This is a genomic window from Abyssisolibacter fermentans (assembly GCF_001559865.1).
GTDB classification, from domain to species: Bacteria; Bacillota; Clostridia; order Tissierellales; family MCWD3; genus Abyssisolibacter; species Abyssisolibacter fermentans.
Genome location: NZ_LOHE01000078.1, coordinates 12671 through 28331 on the forward strand (window position 1 = coordinate 12671; position 15661 = coordinate 28331).

A 15661-nucleotide genomic window follows, 5' to 3' on the forward strand; every position below is an offset into this window, starting at 1 on the left:
TTATTTGTTGTTATTATTAATTTTTATTAAAATTGATCTAAAAATCTCATGTCATTTTCAAATAACAGTCTAATATTATCAATCCCATATTTAACCATAGTAACTCTATCAATACCTAATCCAAATGCAAAACCACTGTACTCTTTTGAATCTATACCGCAATTTTCTAAAACATTTGGATGAACCATACCACATCCTAATAATTCCATACTCCATCCAGTGCCATGACAAGCTTCACAGCCCTCTCCCATACATTTATGACACGATACATCAACCTCAGCACTTGGCTCTGTAAATGGAAAATCATGTGGTCTAAATCTAGTTTTCATATTCTCTCCAAATAGCTCTTTAATAAAAAGATCTATCGTATGCTTTAAATTACCTAGAGTTACATTTTTATCGATTACTAAACATTCAAGTTGATGGAACATTGGTGAATGAGTGTCATCTACATCATCAAATCTAAATGTTCTACCAGCTGATACTATCTTAATTGGTGGCTTTAACTGTTTCATAGCTCTTATCTGCACAGGCGATGTTTGTGTCCTAAGAAGTATATTATCAGTTATATAGAATGTATCAGACATATCTCTTGATGGGTGATTTTCAGGAGCATTTAATGCATCAAAGTTATTAAAGACAGTTTCAACTTCAGGACCTTCAACTACACTGAAACCCATGTTTAAGAATATATTTTCTAATTCTTCTTTAACCTTCATAAGTGGATGTCTGTGGCCTAATTTAGCTTCTTTAGTTGGAAGTGTTATATCTATATTTTCCTTTTCAAGCTTCTTTGAAAGTTCTTTATCTTTTAATTTTTGCTTTAACTGAGTCATTTCAGTTTCTATAGTTTTTCTAACTTCATTTGCTAATTCACCTATTAATGGTCTTTCTTCTTTTGAAAGTTTACCCATACCTCTTAAAACTTGTGTTAATTCACCTTTTTTACCTAAATATTTAACTCTAATAGCATCTAAATCTGTTAATTCAGACACTTTTTCAATTTCTTGTAATGCGATACTCTTAATTTCATTAATTTTTTCTTTCATACAAACTTCTCCTTCCCTTACTCTATTAAATACTTCTGTTAATTGATTAATATTTAAACAGTTTATCTGACTGATTAAAATGTTTGAAGATTTTAGCTTTCTACTCATAACACAGAAATTCACTATTCAAAGTGATGAAATGGATTAAAATGTGTGAAGTTCAAGGCATTAAATTTTTTACGGATATGAGCGTATTATGATGTAGCTCACTACTCGCTTCGCTCCTAGGAGTAAGTGATTCACAAAAATCGAAGATTTTGTTCTCTACTCACGATTAGTCGTAAAAAACATATGAAACTCCTACTTCGTATGAGTAAGCGACAAAGTTGTAACTCCTACTCATTCTTCGTATGAGTAAGCGATTCACAAAAATCAAAGATTTTGTTCTCTGCTTAAAATCAAAGATTTTAGTTCCCTGCTCATAACGCCGAATTTCACCATTCAAAGTGATGAAATGAATGAAAATGTGTGAAATTCAAGGCATTATCATTTTCGCGGATATGAGCGTATTTCAATACGTGATTAGTCGTGAAAATGATAATAACGCCGAATTTCGCCATTTTGATTCATTTCAACCAATAAAAAACCTTCGTCCTTATATATACATATATATATACATATATATAAGGACGAAGGTTACTCCGCGGTACCACCCTAAATAACACATTACAAATAATGCATCTCTCAATAAAATAACGGCTTTTACCGACTAAGTCTACTACCATTTCAACCAAGCAGCTCAAGAGTGAACTTCAATATTATACATCTTAGAAATGCTTTCAGCCGATGACATTTCTTCTCTATAAGATTTTTAATACCTACTCTTCTCTTTCATAGCTTTTATATTTACTACTTATCCTAATATAACTTTGAACAATAGTATTTATTTTTATAAATAATCTGTATTTAACTTACTAATAATTCTTTGTAAAGTATATAGGCATTTACCGACCCTGTCAATTTAAATAAATTCCAAAACAAATTTGCATCAATCATAATGATAAACACCCCTTCAATACTATTTACATAAATTATAGCACGAGGTTATAAAAATTACAAGTAATATGTAAACTAAATTTTCAAATTTTTCAAAATATTTCGCCTTTGTCTTGAAGCTTCATACATTAGAATACCTGAAGCTATTGCTGCATTTAGTGATTCTGCCTTGCCTTGCATTGGTATATTAATTTTATAATCTGATATAGAAAATAATTCCTTAGAAACTCCTGAAGCTTCGTTTCCAATAACTATAGCAAAATCCTCTTTAAAATCAACATCATAACAACTAAGATCAGTATCCAAAGCAGTTGACATAATCTTTATGTTATTTTCTTTAAGTTTATTAAATAAATTTTGATTGTTTTCAAAATATGCTATATCTATATGAAATATTGAACCCATTGTAGACCTTATAGTTTTAGGATTAAAAATATCTACACAACCTTTAGTCAAGATAACTGTATTTGCTCCAAATGCATCAGCAGTTCTGATAATTGAGCCCATATTGCCTGGATCTTGTAATCTGTCTAAAATAACTATAAAATTATTCTTATTAGTTAAATTTACATCATTTATTATTATGTTAAAATCTACTACTGCAATAATGCCTTGTGGATTTTCAGTATCTGTTATATATTTCATAAGTTTATTTTCAATTTCATATATTTTATATTTTTTATTCTTACATAAATCTAATAATTCTATTCCATCTATTTTATCTATTAGTTGTTCTGAGTATAATATGTAATTTATTTGAGCTTCACCAGTAACAGCTTCACGAACAGATCGTAGACCTTCAACAATAAATTTTTGTTCTTTCCATCGTTCTTTTCTTTTTTTTAGTAAATTTATCTGTTTTATAAATTTGTTTGTAGGACTACTTATTATATTGCTCATTTGCAACACCTAACTATTCTTTTCCAAATTTTTTAAATCTTTATCACTACCTATTACAATTAATATATCGTCTTTTTCAATAACATCCTTTGCATATGGTCTAATATTAATGTCTTTACCATGTTTAATAGCAATTACATTTATACCATATTTCAAAGGTAGTTGAAGTTCTATTAATGTTTTGCCTTCCCAGTCTGCTATAGCACTAATTTCTACTATACTATAATCTGGAGCAAATTCAATATAATCAAGTATATTAGATGATACTAGATTTCTAGCAACTCTCATTCCCATATCTCTTTCAGGGAATACAACTCTATCAGCACCTGCTTTTTCAAGTACTCTTCCATGAAGTTCATTTTGTGCTTTAGCTATTACATTATTAACTCCTAATTCTTTAGCTATCAACGTTGCCATTATTGAAGCTTGTATATTTGAACCAATAGTTACAACTGCAACGTCAAAATTCCTAATTCCAAGTGTTCTTAATGTATTCTCATCTATTGCATCAGCTTGAACTGCATGTGTTACCTTAGCTGATATTTCTTGCACTCTTTCTTCACTCTTATCTATAGCTAAAACATCGTAACCTAAACTATATAAAGTCTCAGCTACACTTGTGCCAAATCTTCCACATCCTATAACAACAAATTGTCTCACAAAATCACACTCCTAACCAACTATTATTCTCTCTTCAGCATATCTATAAACGCCTTTATTATTATTTCTCTTCTTAGCGAATGCAAATGCCATTGTCAATGGTCCTAATCTTCCAATAAACATTGTTATAGTTATAACTAATCTTCCTATTATTGTTAGACTAGGTGTTATTCCTCTACTTAATCCAACCGTAGCAAATGCGGATACTGTCTCAAATACTATATCTAAAAAAGAAGCTCCTGATTCAGTTATCGTCAATATCATAGTTACTATTGAAACTATACAAAATGCAATTCCTGTAACTGCTAATGCTCTAAAGACTAATTCTATAGATATTCTTCTTTTTAATATTTCAACATCATTTTTACCTCTTACAACAGAAATTATAGCAAGAACTATAGCACCTATTGAAGTAGTTTTTATGCCGCCAGCTGTTGATCCAGGTGAACCACCAATAAACATTAATATTATAATTATAAAAGCACTTGTACTAGTCACTGCTCCCATATTTATACTATTAAACCCTGCTGTTCTAGGAACTATTGATTGAAATAAAGCCGCCATTAATTTTCCACCAAAAGATAAGCTGCCTAATGTATCAGGATTGTTATATTCAAGAAAAAATATTGCAAAAAAACCAATTACTAATAATATCGCTGTAACTATTAGCACTAACTTTGTATGTAAAGAATATCTTTTGTAATTCTTTTGAGTCGTTATATCTATATACACTGTATAACCAAGTCCACCTATAATAACTAGTAACCCTATTGTTATATTAACAATTGGACTATCTACAAATGGTTCCATACTGCTTCCTATTAAATCAAATCCTGCATTACAAAATGCAGATATAGCATGGAAAATTCCAAACCATATACCAGTAGAAGGACCATATATAGGGATAAATTTTAAAGATAGAAAAAAAGCACCTAGTGATTCTAACATAATAGTTGATACTATTACATATTTTGTGAGCTTTACCAATCCTGATAATGTGAACTGGTTTAGTTCTTCCTGTATTATAAGTCTATCTTTTAAAGTTATTTTTCTTCCTAAGATAAGTGCAACTAAAGTTGCCATTGTCATAAACCCTAAACCGCCAACTTGTATTAATATTAAAATTACGATTTTACCAAACATAGACCAATGTGCAGCGGTGTTTACTACAACTAAGCCAGTAACACATACAGCTGAAGCCGAAGTGAATAATGCATCTATAAAGCCTATGCTTTTCCCATTTACTGATGCAACAGGTAAATTTAAAAAAGTTGCTCCAATAAGTATTAATGCTCCAAAGCCTAAAACAAGCACCTGTGCTGGATTTAATTTTAATTGCTCTATTGTTGTATTGTTATCTATAGTAATCATCCCCTATTCTCACTATCAAAACCCTTATAGCATAATAATTATAATGTTCACATTATTTATCCCATCTAATCATGAAATTTTTGTGTTTAGTTTTAATTATTACATTATTATACCACTTAATTGCATTGTTTAAAAGTAATAACAAATAAATAATAGATAATATAGAGTAAAGAACGATTTTTATTCAATTTATCTATGTATAATGCAATTTATAACTGTAATAATTTTCTGTTTTGCTTTAAAAAGACTTTGGAAACAATATATTAAGCCCGATTATTCATAGAAAATTATGAGCAGTGAACCCAAATCACGATTTTTAGTAGGGAACTAAAATCTGTGATTTTATGTAAGTCACTTACTCCTTTGAAGGAACTAAATAGGAGATTCATTTTTTTAAACCTTCTGATTATAAAATGTCCATGAAATAACGTACATTCCAACTAAGTATACTTTAGAACTCACTGTAATCTTCTTATTCAGAATTATACAGCACATCATTAAAAGTTATATGAATAATCAAGATTTATGGAAATGAATTTTATCTCCAAAATTTAAAATTCCTTATAGATTAGAAAAAAGCCCCGATAGCGGAACTTTTTTTATTTATATATTTGCTTTTGCTAATTCAACTAACTCTTTAAATCCTTCAGCGTCAAATATCGCCATTTCTGATAACATTTTTCTGTTAATTTGTACATTTGCTTTCTTTAAACCATTTATAAATCTACTATAAGACATTCCATTAATTCTTGCAGAAGCATTTATTCTTGCTATCCAAAGTTTTCTGAAATCTCTCTTTTTTAATTTTCTTCCTGTATATGCATAGCTAAGTGACTTCATAACAGCTTGATTAGCTGGTCTATATAATTTGCTCTTAGCACCATAATATCCCTTTGCTAATTTTAAAATCTTCTTATGTTTCTTTTTAGCATTCATTGCTTTTTTTACTCTAGCCATTCAAATCTACCTCCTTCTCTTTGTTCTGCTCTAATAAGGCATTAAACTTTTAATTCTTTTAAAATCACTAGTACTAACAAGTTTAGCCTTTCTAAGATTTCTCTTTCTCTTAGATGATTTTTTTCCTAATATATGACTTTTGTAGTTGCTTCCTCTTTTTAGTTTCCCACTGCCTGTCTTTTTAAATCTCTTAGCAGCTCCTCTATGTGTTTTCATTTTTGGCATTAATTTTTCCTCCTCTCAAATATAACTAATTCTTTGATACTAGAAACATCGTCATATTTCTTCCTTCAAGCTTAGGCTTTTTCTCAATAATACCTGCTTCTGAAGTCATTTCAGCAAATTTCTCAAGTACTTCTTTACCTATTCCTGTATGTCCCATTTCTCTTCCTTTAAATCTAACAGTTACTTTTACTTTATTTCCACTTTGTAAGAATTTAATAGCTTTATTGGTTTTAACTACAATATCATGCTCGTCAATCCTTGGAGTTAATCTTATTTCTTTTATGTTAATAACTTTTTGATTTTTCTTGGATTCCTTTTCTTTCTTAGCTTGCTCATACTTATACTTCCCGTAATCCATTATCCTACAAACCGGTGGTTTTGCATTTGGAGCTACTTTTACTAAATCAAGCTTTTTCTCATCAGCCATTTCTTGAGCTCTCATAACTGGTACTATACCTAACTGATTACCTTCTGAGTCGATTAACCTAACTTCTTTTTCTCTGATCTGCTCATTAATTTGAAGATCTTTAATATTTAGACACCTCCTTGATATATTCACATAACAATCTAAACATATTACAAACTTTTGATAAAAATACATCAAACCCTTTATAAAACAAAAAAACGGATAATAAACATCATCCGCATTATAAACACATTAAGTACTATAATATAAATTATTATTACCTTATTAGCCTCGCTATAAGGTGAGAAGCGGATAACCTCTGCTTTATTTTCAATACTAGTTCATTATATTCTACAAATGCAAATATGTCAACATTTTTTTATTAATATTAGTTAAAAAGTTTATATTAACCCTGATTATTTATATAACTCCCGATAATATGCTATATAGTTTTGAATTACCCGGGTTTATTATCTATTATACACGAGTTTATAAATTATACAAATTTGAATATGCAAAATCACAGAATCCTATATTTATTTTACCCTTCACATAAAAATATATTATTTATCAACAATATTTATTTGAACATAATTTCCATTTTTTTAAATATTAATAATTTTAAATTGTATTTATTCTATTACTTATATTACTAAGTGATTTGGTTAAACTATTATTACAAAAAAGTATATAATCCATATTATCCATAAAATAAAAGTAGTTTAAATATAAAACTAAATATAAATAGTAAAACACATGTACACGATGAATAACTAACCTCAATTTTTGATTATTGTAATTGCTAAGCTATGATTATTCATAAAGCTTTGGATAATGTGGGTTTATTAAATAAAATATACTTTATATTCGACAAATAAGGTGGGAAGTAAATGAAAAAAAAAGTAATTCTAATTTTATTCATAGTCAGCTTGGTTATATCATCTTTCGTAGCATATGAAAATTTATTTATTAGCAACTTCAATTCACATTTTGATTCATTATTTAGAATTTCCGTATGGGCGTTAACTATTTTTTTGCTAGTTTATTATTTAAAACTAGATGGAAATCCTCAATTAGCACCATCATCTATATCTACAGAAAAAAATTTAGAAGAAAACACGAAGGATAAAAACAATTCTAACGTTTCTTTTGATGATGTAGCTGGACTTGATGAAATAAAGGAAGAACTCCATGAAATAATCGATTTCATCAACAATTCTGAGAAATACAAAAAAATGGGAGCAAAAATACCAAAAGGCATTCTATTTTACGGTCCTCCTGGAACCGGGAAGACATTATTAGCAAAAGCTGTAGCTGGTGAAACAAATTCATTTTTCTTATATTCTTGTGGTTCTGAATTTGTCGAAAAATATGTTGGTGTTGGAGCTAAAAGAATAAGAACCTTATATGAAAAGGCCAAAAAAAACGCTCCCAGTATAATATTCATTGATGAACTAGATGCTATAGGCTGTAAAAGAAATCTTGATAGTAATAATGAAAAAGATCAAACTTTAAATCAATTATTAGTAGAAATGGACGGATTCAATGATAACAATAATATTGTAGTTATTGGTGCAACAAATAGGTTAGATCTTTTAGATGAAGCTTTACTTAGACCCGGGAGATTTGATAGGCATATATTCGTTGGTAACCCTAATTTAAAGGCTAGAGAAGAAATTTTCAAGGTTCATATTAGAAATAAACCAATAGATTCAAGTGTTAAAATAAAAGAATTATCTAAGAAAACACATGGTTTTTCAGGCGCTCAACTAGCAAACATAGCTAATGAAGCTGCAATATTAGCAGTTAGAAACAATAAAGACAAAATAGATATCTTAGATTTCAATTCGGCTATAGAAAGAGTAGTTGCAGGTTTAGAAATAAAACATCCTTCTGTATTAGAGAAAGAAAAAAAAGTTGTTGCAATCCACGAATCTGGTCATGCAATTGTTGGAAAAATACTAAGTGTTGATATGATACAAAAAATATCAATTATTCCTAGAGGTCAGGCTTTAGGATATGTTTTAAAATTTCCTGACGAAGAAAGATATTTACACACTAGAAATGAGTTGGTTAATAAAATCAAAGTACTACTTGGTGGTAGAGCTGCTGAACAAGTAATATTTAATGAAATAACAACTGGTGCAAAAGATGACCTTGTTAAAGCTACAGAAATAGCAGATAAAATGGTATGTGATTACGGCATGAGTTTGCTTGGTAATATAGCAATAAAAGACAAATATAAGTATTATAATATAGGTAAAATTGAAAAAGAAATAAAAAAAATCATTGATTCTTCTTATGAAGAAACTGTTAACATAATAAAAGAAAATATAAAACTACTTCATGAGATTTCTTCATATTTATTAGAACATGAGACTATGGATTCAGAAGAATTAGAGAATATCTGCTTCAACATTAAAGAAAATATTTTCACAACAGTCACTTAAATAATTTTTTTTAAATGAAACATAGAAACTTCTCTCATTCTATAATGAAAAGAATGAATAAATAATTATAAGACTATTAATGTGTTAATAATCAACTTTGTTAGCACACAAAAAAGCTGTGACAAAACTATCACAGCTTTTTTACTCAATTATTTATGCTTTTACTTTCTTTTCTTTTTTAGATTTTTTAACTACATTTATTGCTTCTATAATCATCCAAATTTCCAAAACTATAATAACTATGCCAATAACAAATAGTAACCATTCAGATTTTCCAAAAAATCCTATAATGTTATCAATCATTCCCCATCCAGTCATGAACATCATAAATATCATAGGTATAATTGTAAAAATAACCGGTTTTCCTTTCTTTGCAAGGTAAACAGTAATTATCATAAGAGCAAGACCAGCTAATAATTGGTTGGTAGCTCCAAATAATGGCCATAAAATCATAGCACCTGCTCCACCTGGTTTAGCCATTGCCAACAATATAGCTGTAATTACAGCAAATAAAGTAGCTCCATGTTTAGTAGTTAAAGGTTTGATATTCATTGACTCAGCTATTTCTGCAACAACATACCTTTGAATTCTTGTAGCTGTATCAAGTGTAGTAGCTGCAAAACTAACTACAAATACTGCTAAGATTGTTTTAGCAAATGCAGCACTTAACCCTAACCCTTGAACAAAGGATGCTCCACCATCAATAAAAGCACCTAATTTAGCACCTAGTGAACTTGCACTAGACCAATCTACATATCTAGCTGTCCAAGTAGCTGAATCTCCCAAACCTGCTGTACAAGCTAATATAACCAATATTGCTAATGCACCTTCTAGTAACATTCCACCATAACCTATTGGCATTGCATCTTGTTCATTGTCAAGCTGTTTAGAAGAAGTTCCCGATGACACCAGACTATGAAAACCAGAAATAGCTCCACAAGCTATAGTAATAAATAAGAAAGGCATCATAGATGGTGCACCTTCTACATTCGTCCTAACTGCTGGTGCAACAATAGTAGGATGTACGATTACTAAACCTAAAAGCAATAATCCCATTGCCACTAATAATTCATGTGAATTTATATAATCTCTAGGTTGAAGTAATGTTTGAACAGGAAGTGCTGATGCTATATATGCATAAATCATTAATATAACAACCCAAACTATAATTGGAGAAAATCCTAAAATGCTAGGCATAGTAAAATCATTAAGATATTTAGCACCAATCCATATTGTAATATACATTAAAATAATAGCAGCTATTGATAACCATGTAACATTTTTACCTTTCTTGTATACTAAATATCCTAAAACTAAAGCAATCGGAATCTCCATCCATACAGGAAATACAGAAGCTGGATACATGATGAATAATTTTCCTATGATCATTGCAAATACTGCAATTACAATTAATAATAAGAAAAATATTACAGTTAAAAATAATTTTCTGGAAGTTGGACTTACTATATCTGCTGTTATATCTCCCAAAGATTTTCCTTTATTTCTGGATGATATAATTAAAGCGCCAAAGTCATGTACAGCTCCCATAAAAATAGAACCTACAACTACCCATATTACTGCTGGAACCCATCCCCATATAACTCCAATAGCAGGTCCAACTATTGGTCCTGTACCAGCAATTGATGTGAAATGGTGACCAAATAATATTTTCTTTTTGGTCGGAACATAGTCAAAACCATCTTCCATTTTATGAGCGGGAGTAACATTTTGTCCTGTAATCTCGAAAAGCTTTTTGCCAACAAATTTACCGTAAGTATTATATGCTATAATAAATCCAGCATATGTTAGAATAGCTAAAATCAAAGCGTTCATAAATTACCCTCCTTTTTTAAATTATTTATATACATATAGAAGCAAAATTTCTATAATGTATTCAATAATTAAAACAATTGCATAATTTATAATACTTGTTTATATTTCTATTATATTACTTTGTTTTAAATTTTCAACTATTTTTCATTGATTTATTACGAAACTATTACATTTTTATTAAAATTCTTTAAAGATATTGACTTACTATAAATAATTTTGTATATAATATTTACATATACCAAATAAGAATTGTTTTCTCTACTTAATAAAAATTGCTAAAAACAATATATTTTGCTTTTAGCAATTTAGGTTTATGAACATTTGTAAAACTATATAAAATTTTAAAGATTTTCTGCATAAACCATTTCCCCTTACAGTTTTATTTCCTTAATATTCATTTCATTTACATATTCTCTTCCTACTATTAATATTAGTAATTCTATTTATCCCCATTTTATTGTTATGGTATATTTCCCTTAATTTTTATTAATGATTTCTGATTATTATACATATAAAAAATGCTCCTTTCTGGTTTTAAACTTCTCTTAATTTTCGCCAGAAAAGAGCTGTTATTTCATTTGCATACATATATTGTAAATTATTTTTTGTCATCTATTTTATAAGTAATACAATAATACCTTGAAATAAACCTATAATAAATCCTAATACTCCACCTAATACTTCTATATGCTTTAATTCTTTTTTAGCTAATGATATTATTATTTCTTCTATTTTCGCAATATCAAATGAATTAATTTTCTCCTCGACTAACTGTGATATACATATTTTATCAATGGCTTTATCCATAGCTTCCTGTATAAATTCTTCTATCATTTTATGTCCTTCTTTGTCAACAAGATCAGATACATAAGTCTTTATACTACTCTTAAACATACTTGGTATAATACTTGGCATTTTTTCATCAAGTATTTTAAGTATTTTAATTTTTATAGATTTTTGTATGCTTCTAATTTCTTTTTCATCTATTATTGTTTCAAAAATCTCTTTGATATCAAGTAACTCTTCTTCTACAACATCACCAATGCTTTTTGCTATATCTATCCTTCTTTTTGGGATAAGTCCTTGTAATTCAAAATTAATAACTGGAATCTTTATAGCCTTATATGGTCTAAATATAAGTTTTATAGCTATTATATTTGTTATCCATCCAATGATAGCGCCAATAATAGACATACTTAGAACTAGAACGATATTCATGTCTTCACCTCTTTTGTATAAAATATAAACTATATTATTATAACATAAACAGATATATTATATAAGACCTTTTATAAAGATTCTTAAGTTTGTACTTAAAATAATAGAAATTTTTAGTATTTTAATTATAATTGTTTATAATTATTTTTACATTTCAATTCTCTGCTAAAAAAAATAAGCACATATTCGTGCCTATTTTTCCTTTATTAATATTCCTTTTAACTTATTTATTATTGATGAACAAAAATTGAATTCTCTACATATTTCAACTTTATCTTCAAATACATTATTTATTATTTTAATTATTCCATCTAAATCTCTATGTTCATCAATATGCATGATAACTTTCTTTGGTGCTATAGTTATTAATGAACTAATTAATAAATCATCATAATTTATATCATTCTCAGATAATTCTTCTACTATTTCCTCTAAATAATCATTATTAATAACTTGATCTTTGTCATCATATAATATATACTTGCCATCTCTTTCTAGCACTACATTTATAACATCCATCTTTGACTCTTGTATCTCAACAAAATATCTAAGAATTTTGACAAATTCATTATATTCTTTTTCTACAAAATACTCTTCTACCGCTTTTTCGAAAATATTGTCTAAAAATTCCAGGAAAAATTTTAAGCGAAAATTTATAAAACCTTCTATAATCATATAATCACTATTTTCAAAATATGACTTTATCTCATCCATTACTTTTATTCTATTTTGTATTAAATCATAATCTTCATTTATTTTATCTTTTTTTATTATTTCATCAATTTTGTGAATTATTATGCTTCTTTCATCCTCATCAAAATAGTGACAATATGAATTAATCTTATCATTTAATATCTTATTTTTATAAACTTCAAAAATGACATCTACTAACCCACATGAAAAACCATCAAAAAAAGTTGAGTTTAAATTATTATCATAATTTTTATTATTTGTGTAATAATTATAGATGTAAGTACCTCCAACTTGATCAATTTTTTTATAAATTTGATTTGATTCTTCGAGACTACTAAGATTTTTTTTAAAAATACTATCTACCAGATTTACATTTACTTTAAAAGCAATTGAAAGAAATTCCATTTTGCATCTCCTTTCTGTAGTAGTAGTTTATGCTTTTACAAGTGCTATATTCATAAGAAAGCATAGTATTAATTGTACCTTAAAGTAATAATTGACCCTATATCAATTATTTTTTTGTCACTTAAAATTTTTGATGATTTTCTATTTTTTTTTATAAAATTATTAATTTTTAATTTATCAGAATGACTTGTATAATCTCCAGAAAAAAGAATAACATCATTGCCTCCTATACAAGAGGTAGCTCCTCCAATAAATCCATAATCAAACCCTAATAAGTCTATGTAACCTTCTTGTATATGCAACACATCTATACCTTGTTTTATAAGTGCTTTATATATTGAATTATCTGATGTAATTACTGCTTTATCCGCAATTATAGCTGTTGAACATTTAGAATAACCTTGATTAACATCTATAAATTCTAATCCTTCCTTCAATAGATAGAATTTAAGCTTTGGATCCATGTTTTTCACTTTGTGGACAGCATATTTCCAAACTCTTGCTACATTATATGCAATATCTTCAGGATAGTTTCTATTTAATAATTTTTCACCTTTAATAATATTTATTGGTTTTTTAAATAAAACCTCTTTATAATAATCATAAACATTAGGGGCTACAACAATTGTATTATGGTTAACTGGATGGATTACCATATCTGGATGATATGCTACAGGCTCTAAAATATCTTTACATTCAATAGTTTTTATTATTTCTACATTATATTTTTTTAGATTACTAATAATTGATTCATCTACTCTTGCATCAACTATTAGTAAATCTGCTTTTTTATTCATTAAAAAGGGATTTTCCATTTTAAAACTCCTTTATTGTTTACCCTTACATCTTTACAACTTGGTAATATAAAATCGTAAGGCTAAGTTTATCTTTTAATTTTATTATAATCTTTTTATACATAAAATTACATAAAAAATCAACCTTTATATATAAAAAGGTTGATTTTTATGATAAATTCCTACTCACTTCGTTTCTAGGAGTAAGCGAAAGCTGTACCTCATATTCATTTCATTCATATGAATAAGCGACTCACATAAAATCACAGATTTTAGTTCTCAGCTTAAAATCCATATTTGGTTTCTCTACTAAAAAAACTCCCTTTCAGGAGTTCTTCATGGAGGCGGCACCCAGATTCGAACTGAGGATAAAGGATTTGCAGTCCTCTGCCTTACCACTTGGCCATGCCGCCATATTAAATTTATTATGGAGCGGAAGACGAGATTCGAACTCGCGACCCTCGCCTTGGCAAGGCGATGCTCTACCACTGAGCCACTTCCGCATTCTCGTTTCAAATATGGTGCCCAGAGGCGGAATCGAACCACCGACACGGGGATTTTCAGTCCCCTGCTCTACCGACTGAGCTATCTGGGCTAAACATTTTCCTTAGCAACAAAACTAAGTATACAGCATTTATTATATAAAGTCAATAGTTTTTCAGATATTTTATTTTAAAATTGCATATTTATACTATATTTTATTTGGAAAATTTATTTTATTGCTTTTTCTAATATTTTCTGTAAATCTGATTTATCAAAAACATATTTTTTATTGCAAAAATGACACGTTAACTCTGCCATACCATCTGTTTCTATAATATCTTTAATTTCATCTTTGCCTATACTAATTAAAGCTTTAGTCATTTTTTCTTTACTACAGTCACATACAAACTCAATCTCTTTACGCTCAAGTACTTCCATTGAAAAATCTCCAAATATATAATCTAACATTTCTTCAGGCGTCATACCCTTATTAATTAATGACGAAACAGATTCCATATTGTTTAGACAATTTTCTAATTTATTTAGTTCATTTTCTTCTATGTTAGGCAAAATCTGCAATATAAATCCACCAGCTGATTTTACTATCTCATCTTTACCTACCAATACTCCTAAAGCAACAGCTGACGGTTGCTGCTCTGAAACAACATAATAGTTTGCCAAATCCTCTGCAATTTCACCAGTTACAAGTGGCACTTGACCAACATAAGGTTTTTTTAATCCATAATCTTTAATAACTATTACATTTCCATTTTTGCCTACTACCCCTCCAACATCAAATTTACCATCTTCTCTAGGGGGCAAATCAACATTAGGTGTACCTACTAACGCCTTAACATTACCATTATAGTCAGATACAGCTACCATAGTACCAATAGGTCCATCTCCTCTAATTTGTAATGTAAGCCTATCTTGCTTACTCTTTAACATTACTCCCATAATAGATGCTGCTGTTATTAATCTACCCATTGCAGCTGTAGCAGTAGGATAAGTATTATGTATTTGTCTTGCTTTATTTACCATATTAGTTGTTGTGCTTATAAATATTCTTATATTCTTATTTTTATCAATAGCTCTTATGACATAATCCTTCAATGTTGTTCACCTCTTTACAGTTATTCAATGTTTATTATTACCTATTTGAAATAAAATACAATCGATTTTTCTCAAAAAGAAAATATAGAGTCTCATATATGAGACCCT

The 15661-nt window shown here is 28.5% G+C and carries 14 protein-coding genes, 3 tRNA genes and 2 other annotated features; of the genes, 1 reads left to right on the top strand and 16 read right to left on the bottom strand.

The window, feature by feature from the left end; all coding sequences use genetic code 11:
* Nucleotides 1-26: 26 nt before the first annotated feature.
* From pheS to infC, 8 genes are all read right to left on the bottom strand, one after another.
* Nucleotides 27-1049, bottom strand: coding sequence for a phenylalanine--tRNA ligase subunit alpha (gene pheS / locus AYC61_RS15180; protein WP_066504253.1), 1023 nt, complete (start codon nucleotides 1047-1049; stop codon nucleotides 27-29).
* Between the two features lie 622 nt (nucleotides 1050-1671).
* Nucleotides 1672-1893: a binding site (T-box leader), on the bottom strand.
* 62 nt (nucleotides 1894-1955) lie between these two features.
* The gene (locus AYC61_RS22305) at nucleotides 1956-2045 is read right to left on the bottom strand and encodes a YqzL family protein (RefSeq protein WP_156456481.1); all 90 of its coding nucleotides are present in this window, start codon (nucleotides 2043-2045) and stop codon (nucleotides 1956-1958) included.
* A 75-nt stretch (nucleotides 2046-2120) separates the two neighbouring features.
* Complete coding sequence (rlmB, locus tag AYC61_RS15185; RefSeq protein WP_066504256.1) at nucleotides 2121-2945, bottom strand: 23S rRNA (guanosine(2251)-2'-O)-methyltransferase RlmB; 825 nt, start codon at nucleotides 2943-2945, stop codon at nucleotides 2121-2123.
* Nucleotides 2946-2954: 9 nt separating this feature from the next.
* The gene (locus tag AYC61_RS15190) at nucleotides 2955-3605 is read right to left on the bottom strand and encodes a potassium channel family protein (RefSeq protein WP_066504263.1); all 651 of its coding nucleotides are present in this window, start codon (nucleotides 3603-3605) and stop codon (nucleotides 2955-2957) included.
* A 12-nt stretch (nucleotides 3606-3617) separates the two neighbouring features.
* Nucleotides 3618-4976: a TrkH family potassium uptake protein gene (locus AYC61_RS15195; protein WP_066504266.1), complete on the bottom strand. Its 1359-nt coding sequence runs from the start codon at nucleotides 4974-4976 to the stop codon at nucleotides 3618-3620.
* 603 nt (nucleotides 4977-5579) lie between these two features.
* Nucleotides 5580-5933, bottom strand: a complete 354-nt coding sequence (rplT, locus tag AYC61_RS15200) for a 50S ribosomal protein L20 (RefSeq protein WP_066504269.1) — start codon at nucleotides 5931-5933, stop codon at nucleotides 5580-5582.
* A 30-nt stretch (nucleotides 5934-5963) separates the two neighbouring features.
* On the bottom strand, nucleotides 5964-6158 hold the full coding sequence (rpmI, locus tag AYC61_RS15205; protein ID WP_066504272.1) for a 50S ribosomal protein L35: 195 nt from the start codon (nucleotides 6156-6158) through the stop codon (nucleotides 5964-5966).
* Between the two features lie 25 nt (nucleotides 6159-6183).
* Nucleotides 6184-6675 (bottom strand): translation initiation factor IF-3, encoded by a 492-nt coding sequence (gene infC, locus AYC61_RS15210; protein ID WP_242866814.1) that lies wholly within the window; start codon nucleotides 6673-6675, stop codon nucleotides 6184-6186.
* 93 nt (nucleotides 6676-6768) lie between these two features.
* Nucleotides 6769-6895: a sequence feature (ribosomal protein L20 leader region), on the bottom strand.
* Between the two features lie 559 nt (nucleotides 6896-7454).
* On the opposite strand from infC, the gene AYC61_RS15215 reads away from it, so the two are divergent.
* Nucleotides 7455-9014, top strand: coding sequence for an ATP-dependent metallopeptidase FtsH/Yme1/Tma family protein (locus AYC61_RS15215; RefSeq protein ID WP_066504276.1), 1560 nt, complete (start codon nucleotides 7455-7457; stop codon nucleotides 9012-9014).
* 153 nt (nucleotides 9015-9167) lie between these two features.
* Here the strand turns inward: AYC61_RS15215 and AYC61_RS15220 are convergent, their stop codons facing one another.
* From AYC61_RS15220 to hslO, 8 genes are all read right to left on the bottom strand, one after another.
* Entirely contained in the window at nucleotides 9168-10847 is a 1680-nt protein-coding gene (locus AYC61_RS15220; protein ID WP_066504279.1) for a carbon starvation CstA family protein, read from the bottom strand.
* A 612-nt stretch (nucleotides 10848-11459) separates the two neighbouring features.
* Entirely contained in the window at nucleotides 11460-12065 is a 606-nt protein-coding gene (locus AYC61_RS15225) for a DUF445 domain-containing protein (RefSeq protein ID WP_066504282.1), read from the bottom strand.
* 192 nt (nucleotides 12066-12257) lie between these two features.
* Nucleotides 12258-13163: a putative sporulation protein YtxC gene (gene ytxC, locus AYC61_RS15230; RefSeq protein ID WP_066504289.1), complete on the bottom strand. Its 906-nt coding sequence runs from the start codon at nucleotides 13161-13163 to the stop codon at nucleotides 12258-12260.
* A gap of 68 nt (nucleotides 13164-13231) precedes the next feature.
* On the bottom strand, nucleotides 13232-13978 hold the full coding sequence (locus AYC61_RS15235) for a DUF6873 family GME fold protein (RefSeq protein WP_066504292.1): 747 nt from the start codon (nucleotides 13976-13978) through the stop codon (nucleotides 13232-13234).
* 318 nt (nucleotides 13979-14296) lie between these two features.
* Nucleotides 14297-14370 (bottom strand) — tRNA-Cys (locus AYC61_RS15240).
* 15 nt (nucleotides 14371-14385) lie between these two features.
* Nucleotides 14386-14460, bottom strand: a tRNA-Gly gene (locus AYC61_RS15245).
* Between the two features lie 16 nt (nucleotides 14461-14476).
* Nucleotides 14477-14552: transfer RNA gene (locus AYC61_RS15250), tRNA-Phe, on the bottom strand.
* Between the two features lie 116 nt (nucleotides 14553-14668).
* Nucleotides 14669-15553 (bottom strand): Hsp33 family molecular chaperone HslO, encoded by an 885-nt coding sequence (gene hslO / locus AYC61_RS15255; protein WP_066504295.1) that lies wholly within the window; start codon nucleotides 15551-15553, stop codon nucleotides 14669-14671.
* Between the last annotated feature and the right edge of the window lie 108 nt (nucleotides 15554-15661).